Origin of the sequence: Aureimonas sp. AU4, from assembly GCF_001463765.1 — a bacterium.
Taxonomy (GTDB): Bacteria; Pseudomonadota; Alphaproteobacteria; order Rhizobiales; family Rhizobiaceae; genus Aureimonas.
In genome coordinates, this window is record NZ_BBWK01000016.1 from 1 (window position 1) to 22,354 (window position 22,354).

A 22,354-nucleotide genomic window follows, 5' to 3' on the forward strand; every position below is an offset into this window, starting at 1 on the left:
GACGCCGACGGACCCGAATCGGTCCGGCGATACGTTCACTATCTGTTCTCACGCCGGGACGGGTCAACCTGCGTCGGCGCGCCTGTGGACGACATGTGGGTAACCGGCAACGCAGCCTTGCCATCCTACTGCATCACGAACACGTCTCATCCTGCCCCGACCCGGAGACGACGATGCCCGCCAAGACGCTCTTCATCGTGCAACTGTTCGAGCGCAGCGGGAAGCGCCTGATCGGCGGCAGAGCGCTCGACTTCCGCACAGCGGACGAGGCGGTGGCACGGGCCGAGCGAGCGTCGCAGGCCGCGGTCGGCGTGGTCGCGATCCAACACACGGTTGATACCGACACGTGCGAGGTGTTGAAGGAGCCAGTCGTGCTCAGCCGCTTCGGCGAGGTGCCGGCTGAGTTCCGGGAGGAGTGACGCTGCGTATGTGATAGGAGGTTGCTGGAACCCTGGGTGCCAGGACGCCAATCAACGCTGCGTGTCGCGGCTTTTGTGCCGAACCTCCGTCAGGAATTTCCAGTCCATTGCATCGATCACCGACCTCAACACCTGAATGTTGACAGGTCTCGGCGCGCTCTTCGTCCCGTAACGCCCCGTCGTACCACTGTCGGCATGGCCCATCAGAGCCTGTTTGATCTCCAACGGAGCCTTCTGACGGTCAAGTTCGTCCTTAAACGCATGCCGGAACGAATAAAGGGATTTTTTAGCCGGGGCAGCTCCCAGCTGCTTCCGGGAGAACGTTGTCCAGTAAGCCGAAAAGTAGTTCGACATGTTGGAGACGGTCCATCCGGGCTGCTCCATCGCCTCCCAGAGAGTCGCCCAGTTCTGTTTACCGGCACGCTCCGCCAGATCGAGGATGCCAAGCCGGATGAGTTCCTGCCGGATTGGCACGTAGCGCTCACGAGCGTAGGTCTTGATCATGCGCCCACCGGCATTCGTCACCCGGAAGCACCAAACCTCGGCCTCGGGATGCTGCACCACAGTGTCGGGACCGAGTTGCAGGATCTCCGATGAGATCATCCCATGGCAGCACGCGATCAGGGGCAGCCAGAATTGCAACTCACCGCCGGCCTTCACGGATGCAGAACGCTGGTTGTGAGTGAACACCGGGCTCGCGAACAGCGTCGTCAGCTCGTCGCTCGAGTAGGAGTCGCGCTTGTCCTCGTCGTTCGGGATCTCGATGTAGATCCCGCCTTCGATGGCGCTCTCTACCCAACCCTTCCCCGCTGCCAGCGACATCAGCGACGTCACGTAGCCGACCTTCTTATTGATCGTTGCGGTCTTGTACTCACCCTTGTCGAACAGATGGTCGCGGAACGCGATGACATGACGACGACGGACCTCCTCGATTGATGTGATCTTGGAGAACTTGCCGAACCATGCCGTGGTCGCTCGCATGTCGTTGACGAGGTGGCTGTCCACCTTCTTCTTCAACCGCAGGCGTTCTTTGATCCATTCGTCGATGCAATCGCTCAATGAACGGAGCTGGACCTCCGGCGGGGTGCTCGTAACCGCCACAGCTGCCGGCTCGGGTTCTAATTTGGATCCGATGTCGTGCGCGAGTTGGAGTTGACGCAGCGGAGGCGTGATAACAGGCATGAGATTACGCCATGGACCCTCGACGCTGTCAGGGTGGGCATGGTCGATACGCTCGCCCCCTTCCCGTCGGAACATGATCTCCAACGCCTCAACGTCCGCCTGAAGGCAGGCTGCCATAAACTCCGAGCGATACGGATCGGCATGCGGAAGCATGAGACCGATGCTTGCCAGCGATGCGTTCAGTCGAGCCCCCTGCTCGCGAGCGTACGAGTCCATGCTGGAGGCGAGGAGACGTTTGTGCAGCGCCATCTTTGCTCGCAGCGATGCATCATCCAACAATAGCGCCTTGGCGCGTCGGTCGCTCGAAAAGGTAGCTCCCGACGCTTTCTTCGACCGCTCCCTCTGATCGTCGCGTAGCCAAGTCGCCTTCAGCCATTGGACGACGCGGCTCCACTCGCCCCAAGTCCAGCCAGCCGTCGGCAATAGTTGAGATACGATGCCCTTCCGGCGACGTGCGTCCGCAAACTGTCGCTCGATATCCTGGTCGATCTCGGCTGCACGTACCCTTGCCTCACCGGGGATTCGCGTTCGCAACGAGCGTTGGATGCGAGGAGACGCGAACGCGTCGGCGATGTCGTCCGGCACACGGCGGACGTACTGATAGACCCCTTTGCGGGGGACCACATATGTCGTTTCCAATCAATCGCGATGCCGCTAACCGCTTGATTCTACTTAACCCATCCAAAAATCCTGAAATCGATTATCCAAGAAGCCTGATCTCAAATCGGAAAAAGCTCTTTCTTTCAATAACTTAATAAACCGCACAGAATGCTCGCACCGATCTCCAATGCTTGATTAGATCGTGCCGCCAGACACCGCGCGTTGCATCGCGCCGAGTTCGCGTCCCTTGTCACCGTAACCTTTTGGACCGCGGCTAGGGCCGAACGCCATTGCGAAAGTGCATGCAAGCCGACCTACCCTATGGGCCGTCGCGGGCGATAGGCGGCAACCTACGTCCGGCTACAACCAAGCCGTCATTATCGACATAGGATCCGCGAGCCCAAGGAGAATCAGTTCTTGGGCACCCCGCTCTCCCAGCCGTCCGCGAGCGATAGAGACACCCTGAAACCCGGCCCCATCGTCTCGGTCGCGCCCAGGAAAACGATGCCGCGCTCCTCCAGGACTCGCTTGAGCGCGTCCACATTCGACAGCAGGACGCGCCGGTCGCCGCCCTCGATCCGCTTGATCGACGGGGTGCTGACGCCGGACAGCCTCGCGAGTTCCTCCTGCGAGATCGACAGGAGGAGCCTCGCAGCCCTCAGGATGTTCGGGTCCCCGCTCACCGGACCAAGGTGCCGCCATGGGCGACCTTGTCAACAATTAGCCGACAAGTATCATACAACATACCCGAAGGATTACATGTTGTCTATCATACCGTATCCTGGCAATGTTCCCGGCGGGGCGGGGCCACGCTGATTCGGGTCCGGCGCACGGTTCTCGAGCGGCAACCAGCCGCACGCCAGGGCAAATCGATGATGATCACGGACGCACAGCAGCAAGCCCCGACGAGCTTGCCCGGTCCCGGACCGGCTGTCAGGACGCGCTGTCGGCTTGCCGACGCCGAACTGCGAAGGCGGACCCTTGAGGGGAGCCACCTTCCCTCGGTCGAGCAACTTTTGCGCGGGTTCCCGTTCGCGTCCGGCGAGATCGCCAAGGATTCGGTCGAGTTCGCGCGGGAGTTGCTGGCTTGGTGCGCGGCGCTAGAGGACCCTTCGGTCGCGGAACGAATTCGCCCGGCGCTGGTCAGGCTCCTGGACGGCCCTACCCCAAGAGCCGTCCAAGGCTTGGCCGATGCCGTTGGACCCGACGCAGGGACACAGCAGCACCCAGAACTGCTAGGCGCGCTCCTTCGATGCCGTGTCTACCTCGCGCACCTCGGGTCAGAGAAGGCCGCTCTGGCAGTGGCGCTCGACGCGGTAAGGATCGCCTACTTTCAGGATTGGGAGGCAGAGGGGGACGGGGCGGACGTCGTTTGGCAAAGCCTGGGATGGCTCCTTAGAACCGCCTACTTGAGAGCATCGCGGCAGGGAGGGGGCAACGTCGAACCGGGCGGCATCGCAACGGCTGTCGTGCAACGGACTGCCACCGAATTCGAGGCTCGGATCCGGCGATGCGTCGCCGAAACCTCGCCGCTCCCTGAACCTGCCTCGTCAACTAGCGGGCAGCAGTTCGCGGAAACTGAAACCCGTTCTGCCCTCCTGTCGCCGAATGGGGTCGTCCAGTCGCGGGGGAGTTCGATACGGCGAGGCGACTGACACCGACCCCAACGTCAGTCCATGCCGCCATGCCGCGGCCACAGCGAGAGCCATCGCACATGACCGTCATCCTCCCGTTCGTCGGGTGGTCGGACGAGCTCGATCAAGAGATCGAGCGCACCGCCGAACTCCTGCGCGACCTTCGCTACCTGCGCGACCACGCCATGCCGCCGCCCTGTGTCCTGGAACGAGCGCCCTTGCTCGACGGCTGGTCGCCTGCCCTCCGCTCTGTCGCCTGCCTCGTCGGCCGGCCCCATAGCCATCCCCACCTGTCAGGTCGTCGCAGTGCCGCCACCTCGCCGCTTCGCGTCCTCTCGCTTGAGGACGGCTTCGCCCGCACCGAAAGCCGCTTCTATCGCCTCGGCAGACCCGCAACGGAGCGGACCGATGCGTAAGCGTCTCGACTTCGACGAGGCGTCCGCCTCGATCGCCGGACGGCTGACGCCCTCCGCGCGGCTGTGCGATGAACTCCTGCGGACGACGTTCGTACAGGGCGGCTTCGCGCAGGCCCTGGAGCGGGAGGCCAGTCTGGTCGTCGTCTACGGCATCCGCCCGGTCGACGCGGCGGCCCTTCACCTTTCCGCCCAGCAAATGATCGGCGGCGGCGATGACGACTTCTTCCAGGTCGACGCCAAGGTGTACGATTGGACGGACCCGGGAAGCCAGAGGCCGAACTACGTCGAGCGGTTGGTGCTCGAGGTCAGCGTCGCCACCCGTCCGATGATCGTCCTCTGCGGTTCCCGCTCGCAGGTCCCCGCCGTGATCGCGACGATCGCCGACGCCGTGCTGCCGCTCGCGGACCGGCGGGAGCCGATCGCCGCATGCGTCGAGCGGGTCGCGGGCTTTCATCCCGACGACGCGCTTGTTGCGCGCTTGGCGAACCTGCCGCTGACCCACCTCAACTTGGTCCTGCGGCCCGGTGTGACGGGGGAGCGGATGTGGACCGTCGCCGGACGGCTGCGCCGGGTCGTCGACATGGGCGACGGCAGGAAGGGCAAGGCAAAGAACGAACGCCGTGTCGCCGCCAAGACACCCGTTGCCGCTGCGGCCGACCACCGGCCCGACCGACTCGAGGACATGCCGGGGATGGGCGAGGCGCGGAGCTGGGGCCTGTCGCTGGCCGCGGACCTTGCGCGGTACCGAGCTAAGACGCTGACTTGGGGTGACATCGAGAATGGCGCTGTCCTGTTCGGCCCACCGGGGACAGGCAAGACGTTGTTCGCGAAAGCCTTGGCTGGATCGTGCGGCGTGCCGCTCCTGTCGCACTCGGTCGCCGCTTGGCAGGCCAAGGGTCATTTGGGAGACATGTTGAAGGCCATGCGGGCAGCCTTCGATGAGGCGAGGAAGGCCGCACCGTGCGTCCTCTTCGTCGACGAGCTGGACTCCGTCGGCAGTCGCGAAGAGCCCTTGGGCGAGCACGCCTCCTACCAGCGCCAGGTCGTCAACGGGTTCCTTGAATGCCTCGACGGCATTGTCGGCCGCGCCGGTGTCGTCGTAGTGGGAGCTACCAATAACCTAACCGCCATCGACACAGCGGTGCTACGTCCGGGACGGCTCGGTCGGCACATCCGGGTCGAGCTTCCCGACGCCGAGGGACGGGTCGGCATCCTACGGCATCACTTGCGCGGCGAGCTCGTCGAAGTCGACCTGACCAGCCTTGCCGAGGACATCGGCGAGGTTTCGGGAGCGGTCCTGGCGCAACTCGTCCGCGAGGCCCGGGCCGCGGCACGGCGAGCCGGACGGGCCCTGCGGGAGAGTGACCTCGCCGACGCCGTGCCGAAGGGCATCCTTCTGTCCGAGGCGGCCTTCCGGCGCGTCTGTGTCCACGAGGCGGGGCATGTCATCGTCGGCAGCGAACTAGCATCCGTTTCCGGCCTCGTGCCTGCATCGGCGACCGTCCGGCGCTGGATGCGTAACGGTGACGAGTTTCGGACCGAGCTGAACGTCATCGAGGGGTTCGACACGACTCGCGAGAGCGTTGAGGCCACCATCGTCATGCTGTTGGCAGGCGTGGCGGCCGAGGAGGTTCTGCTCGGCTCCCGGGGTGTCGGCTCGGGCGGAGCGGCGGACGCAGACCTCGTCAGGGCGACGCAACTCGCGCGGTCGGCGGAGCGCTCGTTGGGTCTTGGCAAGCGGCTGTCGTCAGTGCCGATGGGTACGTCGCCTGCCGAAGACGATGTCTTGGGCCTTGCGGAACGGGTTGAGCAACTGTTGTCGAAGTGCCTCCGCGAGGCGAAGGCGCATGTCCAACGGCGGCGCGCCGAAGTCGAGAGTGTTGCGAAGGAACTGTCAGATGAGCGTGACATCCAGATCGCTTGATCGGTACCCGTCGACTTCCTCTTGGGTGAATTTTGTTTGTCGATTGACGCTCCGACAGGCCGGATCTACCCAGCGGCCCTTCTCGATAATCCTCGCCGATCTTGACCAGTTCAAGTCGATCAACGACCGCTTCGGCCACGGCGTCGGGGACGAGGTGCTGCGGCAAACGGCCGAACGCCTACGGGACGGCATCCGCGAGACGGACCAGTTGGCGCGGATCGGCGGCGACGAGTTCACCGCCATCGTGTCGGCCGCAACGGAGGGGACGGTTGCGGTGGCGACCAAGCGCATGCAGCGCCAGTTCGGGGCGGAGATGACGTGCGGCAACATCACGGTACCGGTGCAGATCAGTCTGGGGGCGGCGACTTGGGCTCCGGGTGTCGGCGCGAGCGCGCTGATGGCGGCAAGCGGACGCCACTCCTGTCGTCATGCTGAACCTCATCCGCTTCCAGCCCGATGGGGGTCGGCAGCGGTACGGGGAGTCCATCGCGATGGCGAGGCCGATCCTCGCACGGTTCGGCGCACGGATCCTGTTCGGCGGCGACGGTCTGCCCGTTCTGACGACCGGATCGCACGAAGCCTGGGATGCGGTCGTCCTGGTTCAGTACCCACGTCGACCGGCGTTCGCCGACATGGTGGCCGACCCAGACTATCAGGCCGCGTTCAAGGTCGGATCGTCGGCGATCGCCGACATCCATCTGCAACCCCTGAAGGAGAATGACGCCAGCACCTGAGGTCGCGGAATGATTGGTAGCTGATGCATCCAGTCAGCGAACCTGGGGAGCGGCCGGCTGCGTCCCGTTCCAGGCCATCGGGGCGACGACCGACAGCGAGGTGCTGGGCGACCCGTCGATCAGTCGGGTGGTCCGCGCGACGTAGACGAGACTCCCGTTCTCCCGGTCGAGGATCCGATCGATCTCCAGCGACTTGAAGATCAGCGAACGGCTTTCGTCGAAGACCTGCTCGCCCTCCTCGTCGCCGCTGATCGGTCCGAGGTAGGAGATCGGTCCCGTCTGCACGCACGACACGCTGGCGATCGAGGGATCCTCGGCCAACCCGACGGCACCCCGCAGGCCGCCCGTGCGGGGTCGAGCGACGTAGCAACTGATGCCCTTGACCTTCGGGTCCTCGAACGCCGTCACGACGATCTTGTGGTTCGGGCCGATGAGCTTGAAGGCCGTCGACACCTCCCCGATGTCGCGGGCGGAGGCTGGGACGCAGGCCAGCAGGAGGAACAGAGCAACAAGACGCTTCATGAGGTCCCAACGGGTTGCAGAGAGTGCGTTAGGTAGGTCACTCGACATCGCTGTCGCTGGCCACACATGAAGACGGATCACGCAGACGTCAGCCATCCCCTTCCCCGGCGGGCCGACCTCGACAGAGGGCGCGAGCCCGGAACGGGAACCCATGGCATCTCATGGCTCGAAGACGGTCATCTACGCGGCGCTGGCGGGGAACGCGCTGGTGGCCGCGACCAAGTTCGCCGCAGCGGCCTACACCGGGTCGTCCGCGATGCTGTCCGAGGGCGTCCATTCCGTGGTCGACACGGGCAACCAGATCCTCCTCCTCTACGGCCTGCGGCAGTCGGCCAAGCCCCCGACCCCCGATCACCCGTTCGGCTTCGGACTTCGCCTGTACTTCTGGGCGTTCGTGGTGGCGGTCCTCATCTTCGGCCTGGGGGCCGGCGTGTCGATCTTTGAGGGCATCGCCAAGATCCGCAGCCCGCACCCGGTGGAGGACGCCTGGGTGAACTACGTGGTGCTGGGGCTCGGCATCCTCTTCGAGGGGAGCGTCTGGATCGTCGCGCTGCGGGCGTTCCGGAGCGAGAAGGGCGAGCGCGGCTGGATCGAGGCCGTGCGGGCCAGCAAGGATCCGACGGTGTTCACGGTCCTGTTCGAGGACTCCGCGGCGCTTCTCGGGCTCCTGGCCGCCCTTGTCGGCATCTACCTCTCGCAGGCGCTCGACATGCCCGTCCTCGACGGGGTCGCGTCCGTCGTGATCGGCCTCATCCTCGGCGCGACGGCGGCCTTCCTCGCCTACGAATGCCAGGGCCTTCTCACGGGCGAGGGTGTGGCGCCGCCGGTCCGGCGCAGCATCCGTGCGATCGCCGCGGGGGGCGCCGGCGTCGAGCGCGTCAACGAACTCCTGACCATGCATTTCGGTCCGCGCGACGTTCTCGTCGCCCTCAGCCTCGACTTCAACAACCGCATGCAGGCCGCCTCGGTCGAGGACACCGTCACCACCATCGAGCGCGGCGTTAAGCGGGCGCACCCGGAAGTGACGCGCGTGTTCATCGAGGCGCAGAGCTTCGATGCCCACCGCAGGAGCATCGAGCGTGCCAAGAAGGTCGCGGCGAGCGAAACTGCGGGCCAATCCGTTTGAGCCGTTACTAAGGCTATCGACGAAAATCCCTTCTCAATCGATGGCATAGATCGACACGGGAATCCCTGGCCTGACTGTCTACTAGATGAGTAGATTGATGGCAGTTCGAAGGGGTAGATCGTGGTGGAACTGGTTGATGTACTGGTGATTGGGGGCGGCCCCGCCGGATGCTGGGCAGCCATGTCGGCGTTGGAAGCCGGCGCCTCGGTGATGCTGGTCGAGAAAGGGTACGTCGGCACGGGTGGTGCGACCGCCTCCGGCAACACGACGATCATCTACACGGCGCGGGGTACGGCCGAGCGCCGCATGTCGGTCGAGCAGCGTGTGCGCCTGGGGCAAGGGCTTGCCAACCCCACGTTCATCGAGCGCGTCCTCGACCGCACGAAGGAGAACCTCGACCGACTGGCCGACTGGGGTTACCCGTTCCCATCCTACGAGGACGGCCGGCCGTACCGCGGCATGCTGCGTGGCGTCGACTACCTGCGCTTCATGCGACAACGCCTAATCAAGGGCGGCGTTGCACTGCGCGACCAATGCCCCTCCGATGGTCTTCTTGTCTCTGATGGCATCGTCTCGGGGGCAACGGGTTACGATCGCCGAACGGGCGAGCGCTGGACGGTCCGGGCAGGCGCCGTGGTGATCGCAACGGGAGGATGCGCCTTCCTCAGCGGCGCGCTTGGCACCAACAACCTGACCGGCGACGGTTACCTGCTTGGGGCCGAGGCGGGAGCGCACCTTTCCGGCATGGAGTTCTCGGCGCAATACGGGATCTCGCCAGCCAATTCCGGTGTCACGAAAGGCGTCGTATACTTCTGGGCGACCTTCTCCGACGCGTCGGGCCAAGCGCTCGACCTTGCCGGAAACCGTCACGGCATCGCGCGGCATCTTCTCGACGGTCCAGTTTTCGCCATCCTCGACAAGGCTTCGCCGCGTCTGCGCGAGGGCTTCCGGAAGGGCCAGCCCAACATCTTCGTGCCCTTCGATCGGATGGGCATCGACCCCTTCACCCAACGCTTCGAGGTCACGATGCGCCACGAGGGCACGGTGCGCGGTACCGGCGGCCTCTTGGCTGACGACCGCGGGCGGACGACGGTTCCCGGGCTGTATGCCGTGGGCGACGCGAGCTCGCGGGAACGCATGTCCGGTGCGGTGAGCGGTGGAGGCGGTCCGAACTCGAGCTTCGCCATGGCGACGGGCTCTTGGGCAGGAGAGGCCGCTGCGGCGTTCGCCTCGGCGCTCGGCACCCGGAAGCATACCCGGACCGCCGTGCCGGCTGGCGGAAACGACGGGAGCGAACAGCGGAACCCATCGCATGTGATCGAGGCGGTGAAGGAGCGGATGCAGCCGCTCGACCGCGGCTTCTTCCGTGACGAGGCGAGCCTGACGGAAAGCGCCGCGATCTTCGAGACGCTGTGGCGCGACCGATCCTGGAGAGGGCCCGGACGGACCCGGGAAGCCGAGGCGCTTCTGGCGACGGCGCGCTGGGCGACGGCGGCCGCGCTGGCCCGTCGCGAGAGCCGGGGACTCCAGCGTCGGACTGACTTTCCCGATGCCGACCTGAGGGGCCCCCGCAGCCTTCTTGCCGGCGGCATCGGGGCTGCCTGGGTGTCGGAGACGCCGGGCGCGGAACGGAGGCTTGCATCGTGATCGAACTCGTCAGTCACGATCGCTGCATCCAATGCGACATCTGCGTCGCCGCCTGCCCCGACAACGTCTTCGACGCGGTGCTGGATGCCCCGCCCGTCATCGCACGGCAGGGCGACTGCCAGACCTGCTTCCTGTGCGAGCTCTACTGCCCGGTCGACGCCCTCTACGTCTCGCCGCTGACCTATGAGCGCGACGTGGTGTCGGAGGCCGATCTCGTCGCGCGCGGGGTGCTCGGCAGCTTCCGGCGCGAGATGGGTTGGCGCAACGCCAAGCCCCACGGCACCAGCGACGACCTCAGCTACCGCATCTTCGAAGCCGGCACGATCGTGCCATGACCCCGTCCCAGACATCCCAAAGGACCCAATCCATGCGTCGCAGCCTTTCGAGCATCGCGCTCGCTGCCCTTCTTTCGACCTCGCTCCAGGCGACTGCTTCCGCCGAGGATTTGCCGCAGGTGATCCGCTTGGGCGACGTCGGCTTCGGCTTCGGCACACCCTTCGGTGTGGGACTCCAGGCCATCGCCGATGCCAAGGGTTTCGTTGCCGACGAGTTCGAGGGCACGCCGGTCAAGCTGGAATGGACCTATTTCACGGGGACGGGACCGGCGATCAACGAGGCGCTTTCCAACGGCCAACTCGACTTCGCCTCTTACGGCGCGGTGCCCAACATCATCGGCAAGGCGCGCGGGCTTCCGACCCGGATCCTCGCCTCCTATGGCGGCACGACGATCTTCGGGGTGTCGCGCCCCGACATCGACATCAAGGGCGTTGCCGATCTCAAGGGCCGCAAGGTCGCCATCCAGAAGGCGACCATCATCCATTGGGGGTTGATCTCGGCTCTGAAGTCCGCGGGCCTTACCGAGAAGGACGTGACGATCGTCGACCTGAAGAACGCCGACCAGCTTGCCGCGTTGAGCGCTGGCAGCGTGGACGCGGCCTTCGGCGCTGACTTTCTCCTGCCACTCGAAGCCAAGGGTCTGGCCAAGGTCTTCTACAAGTCCTCGGACCAAGGCGCTTCCGGCGACGGCTTCGGCGCCTTCCTGGGAACGCAGGACTTCACCGAGGCGTATCCGGAAGCGACCCAGAAGGTCGTCAACGGCCTCGTTCGCGCCGCCGAGTGGCTGGGTCACGACGAGAACCGCGAGGAGGCGTTCCGGATCTGGAGCCGGGCGGGAACCCCCGTCGAGATAATCCGCAAGGCGAACGAGGGATCGTCCCTCCGCGACAAGTACGACCCGCGCCTCGACAACCTCTTCCTCGCTCGCTACCGGAGCGGCATAGCCTTCGATCGCGAGCAGAAACTGATCCGCGCCGACGTGGACCTCGACGCCTGGGTCGACTCCCGTTTCCTCGACGCGTCGCTGAAGTCGCTCGCTCTCCAAGACTATTGGACGCAACGATCGGCGCCGGCCGCCCTCCAGAACTGAGGCGGCGCGATGTCGCTCCAGACCAAGGCGGTCACGACCGCACGCAGGCAAAGGGCGTCGGCAGCGCGCTGGCGCCCGCCCTTGCGCCTGAAGGACTCGGCGGCGGTTCGTTGGCTTCTGACCCTCATCGGTCCGGTTGCGATCCTCTGCCTGTGGCAGGCGGCGAGCGGTCTGGGACTCATGTCGTTGCAAGTCCTGCCGCCGCCGTCCCTGGTTTGGGAGACCCTGGTCGATCTCGCGCAAGCGGGCGACCTGTTTGTTAACCTGGCCTTATCGGCGCGGCGCATCCTCTTCGGGCTCGCAATCGGAGCGCCGCTCGGCCTTGCCTTGGGCTTGGCGCTGGCCCGATCGCAACGGCTCGAGGACTATTTCGGCCCAACCTTTCGAGCCCTTGCCGCCGTCCCGTCCCTCGGGTGGATTCCGGTGCTGATCCTGGTCCTCGGCATCGAGGAGTCGCTGAAGATTGTGATCCTCGCCAAGGCCTGCTTCGTTCCGATGGCGATCGCCGCCATGGAGGGCGGGCGGGCCGTCCCGCGCGAGTTGTCCGAGGCAGCCGACGTCATGCGCCTGCGGCCCCTCTCCCGGTTCCGCCGGCTGACGCTTCCGGCCGCCACGCCGTTCCTGTTCCGCGGCCTGCGCCTCTCGGTCGGTCAGGCCTTCGTGTCGCTCGTCGTGGTGGAGATGCTCGCCGGCACGGACGGCATCGGCTATCTAATGGTGTGGGGCCGCACGCTCTTCCAGCTCGATCTGGTGATCGCCGGGATGATCGTGGTCGGCGCGACGGGTTTTGCGATCGACTCCTTCCTGCGCCATGCGGAGCGGTTGGTCGCGCGTCGGTATGGCGCCGATGTCTGAGATCGCTTCCCCACCGACGCCTGCCACCACGGCAAGTCTCCGATACGTCCGGGGCGCCGCGGTTCCCGCAGCAGTGATCCTTCTTTGGATCGCCGCGGTCGCGTCCGGCATCTGGTCAGGACCGCTGGCCGTCTCGCCTGTCGACGTCGTCCTTGCCCCCTTCCTCGATCCCAACGGACGGCAGGTCTGGGAAGCACTCGTTCAGAGCCTCGCACGGGTGGCGACTGGAGGCGTGCTGGGGGGACTGCTCGGTCTTACCGTCGGCGCCGCGTGCGGACTCTCCCGCTCCACAGGGCGTGCTCTGTCGCCCTCGCTCCACGCCGCGCGGCAGGTCGCCCTCTTTGCCTGGATCCCGCTGCTGACGGCGTGGTTCGGCAACGGCGAGACGACTAAGATCGCCTTCACCACCCTCTCGTGCTTCTTTCCGATCTTTCTTGCCACCGAACGCGGCATGCACGACGTCCTGCCCCGGCTGGCGGAGGTCGGCCACGCGCTCGCGCTCCGGCGCCGGACCCGTCTGCTCAAGCTCGTCCTGCCATCAGCACTTCCCTCGATCCGCATCGGCGTCGAAGTGGCGCTGATCTCGGCTTGGATCGGCACGGCGGGCGCCGAATACGCCATCGGCAACGGACGGGGCGTCGGCAGCTTCCTTGCCAGCGCGCGCGACCAGTTCCGCATGGATCTCGTCGCGGTCGGTGTCATCGTCCTAGCCGGGGTGGGCGTTTCGCTCCACGCGCTATCGCGCGTGGCATTCAACCGAATGTTTCCCTGGCTGGAGGCGTCCCGATGAGCGCGCTCGAACTTCGCGGCGTCACGAAGGACTACCGGGTGGATGGCCTGCCGGTCCCCGTGCTGAGAGGGGTGAACCTCGACGTGCAGGAGGGCGAGATCGTCGCCATCCTCGGCGCTTCGGGATGCGGCAAGTCCACGCTTCTGCGACTCGTCGCCGGTCTCGACCGCGATTATTCCGGAAGCGCGAGAGCGGAGGGACGCGACATCGTAGGGCCCGACACCGACCGCGGCCTCGTGTTCCAGGACCACCGCCTGTTTCCGTGGCTGACGGCGGCCGAGAACGTCGACCTAGCGCTGGACAGCCTCGGCCTTGACGCGGCGGAGCGGAGCGAACGGGTTCGGCGCCACCTCGACCTCGTCGGCCTTACCGAATTCGCACGAGCCTATCCCCGCCAGCTTTCGGGCGGCATGGCCCAGCGCGCGGCCATCGCCCGGGCGCTCGTGACCGAGCCGCGCGTCATCCTCATGGACGAGCCCTTCGGCGCCCTCGACTCGTTCCTCCGCATGCGCCTGCAAGAGGAACTGCTCCGGATCTGGGAACGTCGCGCCGTCTCGATCGTCATCGTCACCCACGACATCGAGGAGGCCCTATTCCTGGCCGATCGCGTGGTCGTCATGGCCTCTCGACCCGGACGTATCGTCGAGACGGTTGCCGTCGACGCGCCCCGTCCCCGCGACCGCAACGGTGCCGAACTGGTCGAACTCAAACGCCATCTTCTGTCGGGCCTGGGATCGCAGCACTAAAGCGGTCGGAGATGCCTGTTTGACCGCGCGCGTCGCAATCAGATCGTACGACGCGTTTCATTCGGTGCGAGCCGCAAAGGATGCTCGGCCACGCGGCATGCATGGTCCGCCCGTTCCCGACGGGAAAAGGATGCCGAGATCGCATGATCTTGGCAGCGACCCTGGGCCAATACCGGAAGGTATTGGCGACACATGACACGCGCCATGAGGACGCAACCGCAGACCGGGCAATGCAACGAACTGCAAGCTCGACAGTCTATTTTTTTCATAGATAAATAAGGAGGATCAGTGCCGAATTGGTGAGCGAGGGCATATGCAGAAGTCGGACATGGGGACTGTTGTGGTTCCCTCGGCATCGCGCGGCGACGCCTGACGAGATGCTGGCCGGACGGATCCTGATCATCGGCGGGGGCGCGAGCGGCGTCTTGCTGGCAGCGCAGCTCCTTCGGCTTGATACGAATAAGGTTGCCGTAACGATCATCGAGCGCCGTGCCGAGATTGGCGCCGGCATCGCCTACTCGACCGATCATCCCGACCTTCTCCTCAACACCCGCACCGCGGGCATGAGTGCCTTCCCCGACGATTCGGATCACTTCCTCCGCTGGCTTCGCGACAACAGCCAAGACCATACGCAGGACCTTCTCGATCCCGCCGGCTTCGTCCCGCGCCGCGTCTACCGGGACTATCTACGCGGTCTCCTGGATCCCTGGGCGAATCGTAGCGACGGTCGCCTTCGCGTCGTACATGGCCAGTGCGTCCGGCTGGAGAAGACGCCGGGAGCGATCCGCGCGATCCTTGCGGACGGGAGCGAGGAGGAGGCCGACGCAGTCGTGCTCGCGACGGGACATGCCGAGCCCCGGCATGCATCCGGCGCCCGCATCTCTGGTCCTTGGTGCAGCGCGGACGAACTGTCGATCGCTCCTGACGATGCGGTTCTCATACTCGGCACCGGACTGTCGATGGTCGACAACGTCGCGCTTCTGAGACACCGAGGCCATCGCGGGCCGATCACCGCGGTATCGCGCCGGGGCCTGTTGCCTCAAATCCACGCATCGGCGGCAACGATCCGGATCGAGGCCGCCGACGTCCCCTTCGGCGCCCGTCTCTCGGAGCTGACACGCTGGCTGCGCGACGTAGCTCGGATTGCGTCCGAACACGGCGGCGACTGGCGCGGCGTCGTGGACGCGTTGCGCCCCCACATGGGCACTCTCTGGCAGTCCATGCCGATCGAGACGAGACGCCGCTTCCTGCGCCATGGCCGCACGTTCTGGGAAGTCCACCGTCATCGGATGGCGCCGCAGGCCGCCCGCATGATCCGCGATGCCATGGCATCGGGACAGTTGCGGGTGGTGGCAGGTCGCATCCATCCCGGTTCGCTTACAGGACATGGATCCCGCGTCACGTTGACCGAGCGCGGAGGAGAAACGCGAACGGTTCCCGCGGATCGCATCATCGACTGCACCGGTATCCTTCGCGATCCTACCACCGGCAGCGGCCATCTCGTTGCCGAGCTGATCCAGAAAGGTCGCGCTCGCCTCGACCCGCTCGGCATCGGGATCGATGTGCAAGAGGACGGTTCGGTTATCGACGAGGAAGGCACGCCCTCGTCACGCCTATTCGCCGTCGGGCCAGTGACGCGGGCGCGTTTCTGGGAGATTACGGCCGTCCCCGACATCCGAGTCCAGTGCGGGAAGCTTGCCGCGACGTTGGTGGAAAGCGTGCGAACGAGCCGGTCTCGGTCAGCGGCGAGCCCATCTTCCAACGCATGATCGAGGGCGTCGGTCGACCCATGCCGTAAAGGTTCGGACGCGGCAGGAAGGCATCGACGCCCGAAACGTACCGCCGCCTCGTGCTTCAGGACAGACAACTGTTCCCCTTCTCTCACAGAGGGAGGACTCAGGCGCCTCGATCGACGGCCTCCCGCCTGACGCGATCTGAGCGGGTTCAAGTTGACCTGTTTGCGGCAGCGGATAGGGCGCCCATGGCTCGGGTGATCGCAACCGAGCGCGGATCGTGACGGCAGGCGCGGTCATTTTTGGAACGGCGCAAGGGTTCGACCAATCGCGAGAGCGTTCGGCCAGCCGCAGGGTTCGATGCTTTGCAGCGGAAACTGGAATGTCTTTTCCCATCTCGGGGCGACGTCAGCAACGACGTGCTTTTTCAATCTACAAAAAGAATAGACATTTGGGCCGGGGTCGGCGGTGCCGATGCCCAGAGTGACAGTCTTTTCGAAGGAACGCCGACATGATCCGAAGCCCTTTCCCCGTCCTGACCCGCCGCGGCTTCGGCATGATGGCCATGGTCCTAGCGCTGGCCTCGTCCACGGTCCTCGCACAGGAGGCCCCGAAGACCGGCGGAACGCTGATCTATCTCGAGCAGCAACCCCACACCGTCCTCTACCCTCCGGCCGGCGGCTTCTATCCGAACGGCGGGATCCTCAATCAGATCACCGACAAGCTGACATACCAGAACCCCGAGACGCTTGAGATCGAACCCTGGATCGCCGAGCGTTGGGAGGTGAACGCGGACTACACTGAGTACACGTTCCACCTGCGACCCGGCGTCACCTTCTCCGACGGCACGCCGCTCGACGCCGCGGCCGTCGCCTTGAACTTCGACACGTTCGGCCTCGGCAACAAGGAGCGCAACTTCCCGGTCTCGGAGGTGGTGAACAACTACGAGCGCTCCGAGGTTCTTGACCCACTCACCGTGCGCTTCCGCTTCAAGGCGCCGAGCCCCGGCTTCCTCCAGGGCACCTCCGTGATCGGCTCCGGCCTCGTCGCGCCCGCCACCCTCAAGCGCAACTTCGCCGAGCTCGGCGACGCCAAGCTGATCATCGGTTCCGGCCCCTTCGTGGTGGAGAGCGAGACGCTCGGCACCGAGCTCGCCCTGAAGGCACGCGAGGACTACGCCTGGGGTCCCGCGAAGCTCGTGCATCAGGGTCGCCCCTACCTCGACGGGATCCGCTACGTGATCGTACCCGAGGACGGGGTGCGGATCGGTGCCCTCACCGCGGGACAGGGCGACGTCGTGCGGCAGATCCAGGCCTATGACGAGGAGGGGCTGACATCGCAGGGATTCACGATCGCCGCTCCCTCGACGCGCGGCGTCAACAATTCCATCGTCTTCCGGCCGGACAACCCCTTGGTGGCTGACGCGAAGGTTCGCCGGGCGCTGCTGCACGGGACCGACCGCCAGGCCATCGTCCAAACCCTGTTCTCGCCCAACTACCCGGTGGCGACCTCGGTGATCGCCTCGACCGCGCTCGGCTACGTCGACCTCTCCGACAGGCTCGGCTTCGATGCGGCCGAGGCCGCCTCCCTTCTCGACGAGGCCGGCTGGAAGGTCGGTGGGTCAGGTCTGCGCGAGAAGGACGGACAGCGCCTCGAACTCACCGCCTACGAGTCCTTGCCGCAGCCGCAGAACAAGGCGGCCCTCCAGCTCGTCGCCCAACAATGGGGGACGCTCGGCGTCAAGCTGAACGTGCTCGGCGGCGACGCGGGCTCGGCGGTCGCCGACAACCTCGATCCCGCCAAGACCGCCGTCTCGCCGGCGATGGTGGGCCGCGCCGATCCCGACGTCCTGAAGAGCCAGTACTACCCCAAGAACCGCAACGTCCTCCTCCAGACCGGCGGCGTCAGCGATAAGGTGAAGAGCTTCCGGGACGACAAGCTGAACGGACTGCTCGAGGGCATCGCGGCGGAGACCGATCCGGAGAAGCGCCTGGCGCTGGCCGGCGACGTCCAGCGCTACGTCGTGGACGAGGCCTACGCGATCCCGATCTTCGAGGAGCCGCAAGTCTACGGCTCGGCGCCCTACGTGAAGGGCATTTCCTTCGAGGCCGTCGGTCGCCCGAGCTTCTACGGCGTCTGGCTCGATAAATGACCGGACGTCTCGTCTTAGGTCGCCTTGCACAGGCGGCCTTCGTCCTCTGGGCGGCCTTCACGACCTCTTTCGTGCTGCTCCAGCTCATGCCGGGCGACGCGGTGCTGATCCGCTTCGTCGGCGGCGACATGGGGCTGAGCCCGGAGGCGGTGGCGAACATCCGCGCCTTCTACGGCGCGGACGATTCGGTCTGGACCCAATATCTGCGCACGCTCGTCGGCTTCCTCGCGGGCGACTTCGGCTTCTCGATCGCCTCGGGCGCCTCGGTCGCCGGCGAGATCGCAGCCAACCTACCCGCGACCCTCTGGCTCTCGGGCCTTGCCTTCGCCGCGGCTGTGACCCTCGCGTTGGCGGTCACGCTTCTCGCGACGCTGACGCCCTTCCGCTTCCTGCGGGATACCTTCGCGGGGCTTCCCGGCCTGTTCGTCTCGATCCCCGTCTTCTGGCTCGGCATCGTGCTCGTGCAGATCGTATCCTTCCGACTCGGACTCGTATCGGTCATCGCCCCGGGACCTTGGGAGCGCCTGATCCTTCCGGTCGCGGCCATCGCGGTTCCCATCTCCGCGCCGATCGCGCAGATCCTCCTGCGCAATCTCGATGCCCTCTCAACCCAGGGCTTCGTCACCGTCGCCCGCGCCAAGGGCGCGACGCGGCCTCAGGTCCTCCTGCGCCATACGCTGCGCAACGCGCTCCTGCCCGTCCTCACCATCGCCGGCCTCCTGTTCGGCGAGCTTCTGGCGGGCGCGGTCGTGACCGAGACCGTGTTCGGCCTCAACGGCATCGGCCGTCTCGCCGAGCGCTCCGTGCGCAACCAGGATGCTGCCGTCCTCCAGGCGATCGTGGTGGTCGCGGCGTTCGGGTTCGTCGCGGTCAACCTCCTCGTCGACCTCCTCTACCCCCTGGTGGATCCCCGCCTTCGCCGCGTTGCCGAGGCAACCGCATGAGCACCGTGTCCTCCGTCGCACCGCTCCGGGATGCCAAGCCCCGAACCTTCCGGCCGGGCCGCCTGCGGCGCCCGCCGATCGCTCTCCTGTTGTCCGCAGCCATGCTGGCGATCGCGGTCCTGTTCGCCGTCGCGCCCTCGCTCTTCAGCGAGCACAGCGCAGTCACGGGCTTGGCCGGGCAGCAGTTGAAGCCGCCCTCATTCACCCATTGGCTCGGAACCGACGAACTCGGCCGCGACGTCTACGCCCGGATCGTCCACGGCGCCCGCTACTCCCTGTCCGGCGCCGCGATCGCGGTCGGGATCGGCCTCGGTCTGGGAACGTTGATCGGCCTCCTGGCCGGTGCGCTCGGCGGCCGGACGGACGGCGTGCTGATGCGTCTCGTCGACGTCATGCTGGCGATCCCGACCCTGCTCCTGTCGCTCGCCTTCATCGTCATCCTCGGCTTCGGCCACGTGCAGGTGGCGGTCGCCGTCGGGATCACGTCGGTGGCGAGCTTCGCGCGCCTCGTGCGTTCCGAGGTGATGACGGTCCGGCGGTCCGACTACGTGGAGGCCGCCTTCGGCTCGGGCGGCACCTTCGCCGCCGTCCTGTGGCGCCACGTCCTGCCGAACTCGATGACGACGGTTCTCGCCTATGCCGCCCTCCAACTCGGCTGGGCGATCCTCCAGATCTCGGCGCTCGGCTTCCTTGGATACGGCGCACCGCCGCCGACCCCCGAATGGGGTCTCATGATCGCGGAGGGACGCAACTACATGGCCCGCGCGTGGTGGCTCACGGTCTTCCCGGGTCTCGCCACCATCGTCGTCGTGCTCGCCGCCAACCGCGTCGGCCGCGCCCTGTCGGGAGGCGGCCGGTGAGCGCCGCACACGCAAGCATCCCGCCCCTTCGCATCGAGGGCCTGAGCGTGAGCTACGATGGCCGCGCGGTGATCCAAGGCGTCGACTTCGCGGTCCGGCCGGGCGAGGTCGTAGCGTTGGTCGGCGAGTCGGGATCCGGCAAGACCACGACCGCCCAGGCCGTCATCGGCCTCCTGCCGGCCAACGGGCGCGTCGAAAGCGGCCGCGTACTCCTCGGCGGCGAGGATGTGTCCGGCTGGTCGGACCGCCGCCTGTCCGCCCTGCGCGGCCGGGTCGTCAGCCTGATCCCTCAGGACCCCGGCTCCTCGCTCGATCCTGTGCAGACGATCGGAACGCAACTTGGGGAGGTTTTCCGCCTCCACGGGCATCGCGACAGACGCACCATCCGCGCCGAGGTGCTCGACCTTCTTCGGCGCGTAGGCCTGTCCCAGCCGGAACTGCGGTTCGCACAGTATCCGCACGAGCTGTCGGGCGGCATGAAGCAGCGCGTGCTGATCGCCATCGCCCTGGCGCTGAAGCCGCGCCTCGTGATCGCCGATGAGCCGACCTCCGCGCTCGACGTCACGGTCCAGCGCCGCATCCTGGACCTCATCGACGAGCTACGCCGCGAGCACGGGACGGCCGTCCTTCTCGTCACGCATGATCTGGCGGTCGCGGCCGACCGGGCCGACCGCATCGTGGTGATGCGCGGCGGCCGGATCGTCGAACAGGGGGACGCACGCTCTCTCCTTGCCGCGCCGCGCGAAACCTATACGCAGCGCCTGCTCGGCGACGCGCCGGCCTTCGCTGCGCCGACGCGGCGGCCCCCCACTCGGATCGACGAGCCCCCGATCGTTGAGGTGGTTGGGCTGGTGCATGATTTCCCGACAAGCCACGGGCGGTCCCGAGCCGTCGACGGCATCGGGTTTCGCATCGCATCCGGTACGACCCACGCTCTCGTCGGCGAGTCCGGCTCCGGCAAGACCACGACGGGCCGCGCCGTGCTCGGCCTGCTCCAGCCCACCGCGGGTCGCGTCGCGGTCGCCGGCCAGGACGTCGCGAAACTGAGGGGAGCGGCGTTGCGCAGCTTCCGGCGGACGATCCAGCTTGTCTACCAGAACCCCTTCGCTTCGCTCGATCCGCACCAGAGCGTGCGCGAGATCGTGGAGGAGCCGCTTCTGAACTTCGAGCCCGTTCCCCGCGCGGAACGCCGTGGTCGGGTGGCCGCCATCCTCGAGCGTGTCCACCTGCCCGCCGATCTCGCCGAGCGGTATCCCGCCGCCCTGTCCGGTGGCCAGCGCCAGCGCGTGGCGATCGCTCGCGCGCTGATCCTGCGCCCCCGCGTCCTCGTGCTCGACGAGGCTGTGTCGGCGCTCGACGTCACCGTTCAGGCACAGATCCTGCGGCTCCTCGACGAGTTGCAGCGCGACCTTGGGCTCACCTACCTCTTCATCTCGCACGACCTCGCCGTCGTAAGGGCGATCGCCGATACCGTCAGCGTCCTTCGGGCAGGAAAGGTCGTCGAGGAAGGGTGCGTCGAGGACGTCTTCGTTCGTCCCTCCGCTGCCTACACGCGCGAGCTCATCGACGCCATCCCGGGTCGCGCCCGACCGACATCCTCCCATGAGGTCGCATCCACATGACCAAGCGCATCGGTTTCTTCACCCGCATTCTCGACGACGCCGAGCCGGCTGAACGGTATCGGCTGGCCCGCGAGCAGATCGTTCATGCCGAGCGTCTCGGCTTCGACACGGCCTGGATCGCGCAGCACCACTTCAACCGCGACGAAGGCGGCCAGCCCTCGCCCTTCGTGTTCCTGGCCAACGTGGCTGCGGTGACCTCCCGGATCCGGTTGGGAACCGGCATCGTGACGTTGCCGCTCGACGAGCCGGTTCGCGTCGCCGAGGATGCCTCCGTGCTGGACGCCCTGTCCGGCGGACGGCTGGAACTGGGCCTTGGTTCCGGGGGGACCGCGTCGTCCTTCGCCGCCTTCGCTCTCGACAGCGCGGAGCGGGGCGCGATCTTCGGGCGCAAGGTCGAGACGCTTCGCCGGGCGCTGCGCGGCGAAGCGTTGGGCGGCGACAACCGGCTCTACCCCTCGGCCGGCGATCTCGACCGGCGCGTCTGGCAGGCGACCTTCTCCGCGCCGGGCGGCCAGCGCGCGGGCGAGGCCGGCGACGGGCTGCTCCTGTCGCGCACGCAGCCGCGCCCCGAGGGCCGACCGGATCTGGCGCTCGCCGAACTTCAGCTTCCGATCATCGAGGCCTATCACGCCGCCCTTCCGCCGGGCGTCGCGCCGCGTATCCTCGCCTCGCGCAGCGTCTTCGTCGCCGACCGGCGCGACGAGGCGCGGCGTCTGGCTGAGATCGGCCTGCGGCGGGTAGCGGCTCACTTCGCGGCTCACGGACACGTGCTGCTCGGCGACAGTCTCGACGATCTCCTGCGCACATTCGACAGCCATGTCGGCACGCCCGACGAGGTGGCGGAAAGTCTGTCACGCGATGCGACGCTCAAGCATGCGACCGAAGTGTCAATGCAGGTCCATTCAATCGATCCGCCGCACGCGTCGATCCTGCGCTCGATCGAGCTCTTTGCCGCGGAGGTCGCTCCTGCGCTGGGCTGGCGGGACAGACCGCGTCCGGTCCTAGCCCGCGCCGTCTGACAT

At 66.5% G+C, this 22,354-nt stretch carries 20 protein-coding genes and 2 pseudogenes; 19 read left to right on the forward strand and 3 right to left on the reverse strand.

The genetic code is table 11. From position 1 onward, the window contains the following. Positions 1–419 (forward strand): hypothetical protein (locus tag AUL35_RS22850; protein ID WP_244493673.1); only part of this gene is annotated, 419 nt, incomplete at its 5' end. A 51-nt stretch (positions 420–470) separates the two neighbouring features. Here the strand turns inward: AUL35_RS22850 and AUL35_RS05915 are convergent. Further along, a complete protein-coding gene (locus tag AUL35_RS05915) occupies positions 471–2,225 on the reverse strand; it encodes a DUF6538 domain-containing protein (RefSeq protein ID WP_156417859.1) in 1,755 nt (584 codons plus the stop codon). A gap of 386 nt (positions 2,226–2,611) precedes the next feature. Beyond that, a complete protein-coding gene (locus tag AUL35_RS05920) occupies positions 2,612–2,884 on the reverse strand; it encodes a helix-turn-helix domain-containing protein (protein WP_062013016.1) in 273 nt (90 codons plus the stop codon). A 1,031-nt stretch (positions 2,885–3,915) separates the two neighbouring features. Between AUL35_RS05920 and AUL35_RS05930 the strand changes: the two genes are divergently transcribed. The 4 genes and pseudogenes from AUL35_RS05930 (at position 3,916) to AUL35_RS05940 (ending at position 6,909) form a co-directional block, all read left to right on the forward strand. After that, positions 3,916–4,251, forward strand: a complete 336-nt coding sequence (locus tag AUL35_RS05930; protein WP_062013019.1) for a DUF6634 family protein — start codon at positions 3,916–3,918, stop codon at positions 4,249–4,251. Continuing rightward, positions 4,244–6,175, forward strand: a complete 1,932-nt coding sequence (locus AUL35_RS05935) for an AAA family ATPase (RefSeq protein ID WP_062013021.1) — start codon at positions 4,244–4,246, stop codon at positions 6,173–6,175. Before AUL35_RS05930 ends, AUL35_RS05935 begins: the two co-directional genes overlap by 8 nt. Next, positions 6,150–6,542: pseudogene (locus AUL35_RS21510) on the forward strand (GGDEF domain-containing protein); the annotation flags it as partial. The gene AUL35_RS05935 and the pseudogene AUL35_RS21510, both read left to right, overlap by 26 nt. Positions 6,543–6,603: 61 nt before the next feature. Beyond that, on the forward strand, positions 6,604–6,909 hold the full coding sequence (locus AUL35_RS05940) for a DUF1330 domain-containing protein (protein ID WP_156417860.1): 306 nt from the start codon (positions 6,604–6,606) through the stop codon (positions 6,907–6,909). A gap of 33 nt (positions 6,910–6,942) precedes the next feature. Here the strand turns inward: AUL35_RS05940 and AUL35_RS05945 are convergent, their stop codons facing one another. Further along, positions 6,943–7,431: a CreA family protein gene (locus tag AUL35_RS05945; RefSeq protein ID WP_062013023.1), complete on the reverse strand. Its 489-nt coding sequence runs from the start codon at positions 7,429–7,431 to the stop codon at positions 6,943–6,945. Positions 7,432–7,582: 151 nt separating this feature from the next. On the opposite strand from AUL35_RS05945, the gene AUL35_RS05950 reads away from it, so the two are divergent. The 14 genes and pseudogenes from AUL35_RS05950 (at position 7,583) to AUL35_RS06010 (ending at position 22,351) form a co-directional block, all read left to right on the forward strand. Continuing rightward, positions 7,583–8,557 (forward strand): cation diffusion facilitator family transporter, encoded by a 975-nt coding sequence (locus tag AUL35_RS05950; protein WP_062013025.1) that lies wholly within the window; start codon positions 7,583–7,585, stop codon positions 8,555–8,557. Positions 8,558–8,701: 144 nt separating this feature from the next. Next, positions 8,702–10,204: an FAD-binding protein gene (locus tag AUL35_RS05955; RefSeq protein ID WP_280137326.1), complete on the forward strand. Its 1,503-nt coding sequence runs from the start codon at positions 8,702–8,704 to the stop codon at positions 10,202–10,204. Next, complete coding sequence (locus tag AUL35_RS05960) at positions 10,201–10,539, forward strand: ferredoxin family protein (protein WP_062013029.1); 339 nt, start codon at positions 10,201–10,203, stop codon at positions 10,537–10,539. Before AUL35_RS05955 ends, AUL35_RS05960 begins: the two co-directional genes overlap by 4 nt. A 32-nt stretch (positions 10,540–10,571) precedes the next feature. Next, a complete protein-coding gene (locus tag AUL35_RS05965) occupies positions 10,572–11,630 on the forward strand; it encodes an ABC transporter substrate-binding protein (protein WP_062013031.1) in 1,059 nt (352 codons plus the stop codon). A gap of 9 nt (positions 11,631–11,639) precedes the next feature. Beyond that, the gene (locus AUL35_RS05970; protein WP_062013033.1) at positions 11,640–12,485 is read left to right on the forward strand and encodes an ABC transporter permease; all 846 of its coding nucleotides are present in this window, start codon (positions 11,640–11,642) and stop codon (positions 12,483–12,485) included. 73 nt (positions 12,486–12,558) lie between these two features. After that, positions 12,559–13,275: an ABC transporter permease gene (locus AUL35_RS05975; RefSeq protein ID WP_244493675.1), complete on the forward strand. Its 717-nt coding sequence runs from the start codon at positions 12,559–12,561 to the stop codon at positions 13,273–13,275. Next, on the forward strand, positions 13,272–14,021 hold the full coding sequence (locus tag AUL35_RS05980; protein WP_062013035.1) for an ABC transporter ATP-binding protein: 750 nt from the start codon (positions 13,272–13,274) through the stop codon (positions 14,019–14,021). The genes AUL35_RS05975 and AUL35_RS05980 overlap by 4 nt, the downstream gene beginning before the upstream one ends. Before the next feature lie 377 nt (positions 14,022–14,398). After that, positions 14,399–14,809, forward strand: a pseudogene (locus tag AUL35_RS23165) (FAD/NAD(P)-binding protein); the annotation flags it as partial. 42 nt (positions 14,810–14,851) lie between these two features. Next, complete coding sequence (locus tag AUL35_RS05985; RefSeq protein ID WP_244493677.1) at positions 14,852–15,790, forward strand: FAD/NAD(P)-binding protein; 939 nt, start codon at positions 14,852–14,854, stop codon at positions 15,788–15,790. Positions 15,791–16,310: 520 nt separating this feature from the next. Next, positions 16,311–17,906 (forward strand): TIGR04028 family ABC transporter substrate-binding protein, encoded by a 1,596-nt coding sequence (locus AUL35_RS05990; protein ID WP_202814258.1) that lies wholly within the window; start codon positions 16,311–16,313, stop codon positions 17,904–17,906. Continuing rightward, positions 17,903–18,850, forward strand: a complete 948-nt coding sequence (locus tag AUL35_RS05995) for an ABC transporter permease (RefSeq protein WP_062013041.1) — start codon at positions 17,903–17,905, stop codon at positions 18,848–18,850. Before AUL35_RS05990 ends, AUL35_RS05995 begins: the two co-directional genes overlap by 4 nt. Then, positions 18,847–19,710, forward strand: a complete 864-nt coding sequence (locus tag AUL35_RS06000) for an ABC transporter permease (RefSeq protein ID WP_062013043.1) — start codon at positions 18,847–18,849, stop codon at positions 19,708–19,710. The genes AUL35_RS05995 and AUL35_RS06000 overlap by 4 nt, the downstream gene beginning before the upstream one ends. Beyond that, positions 19,707–21,332, forward strand: coding sequence for an ABC transporter ATP-binding protein (locus AUL35_RS06005; RefSeq protein ID WP_062013045.1), 1,626 nt, complete (start codon positions 19,707–19,709; stop codon positions 21,330–21,332). The genes AUL35_RS06000 and AUL35_RS06005 overlap by 4 nt, the downstream gene beginning before the upstream one ends. Continuing rightward, positions 21,329–22,351, forward strand: a complete 1,023-nt coding sequence (locus AUL35_RS06010) for a putative FMN-dependent luciferase-like monooxygenase (protein ID WP_062013047.1) — start codon at positions 21,329–21,331, stop codon at positions 22,349–22,351. The genes AUL35_RS06005 and AUL35_RS06010 overlap by 4 nt, the downstream gene beginning before the upstream one ends. Positions 22,352–22,354: the final 3 nt, after the last annotated feature.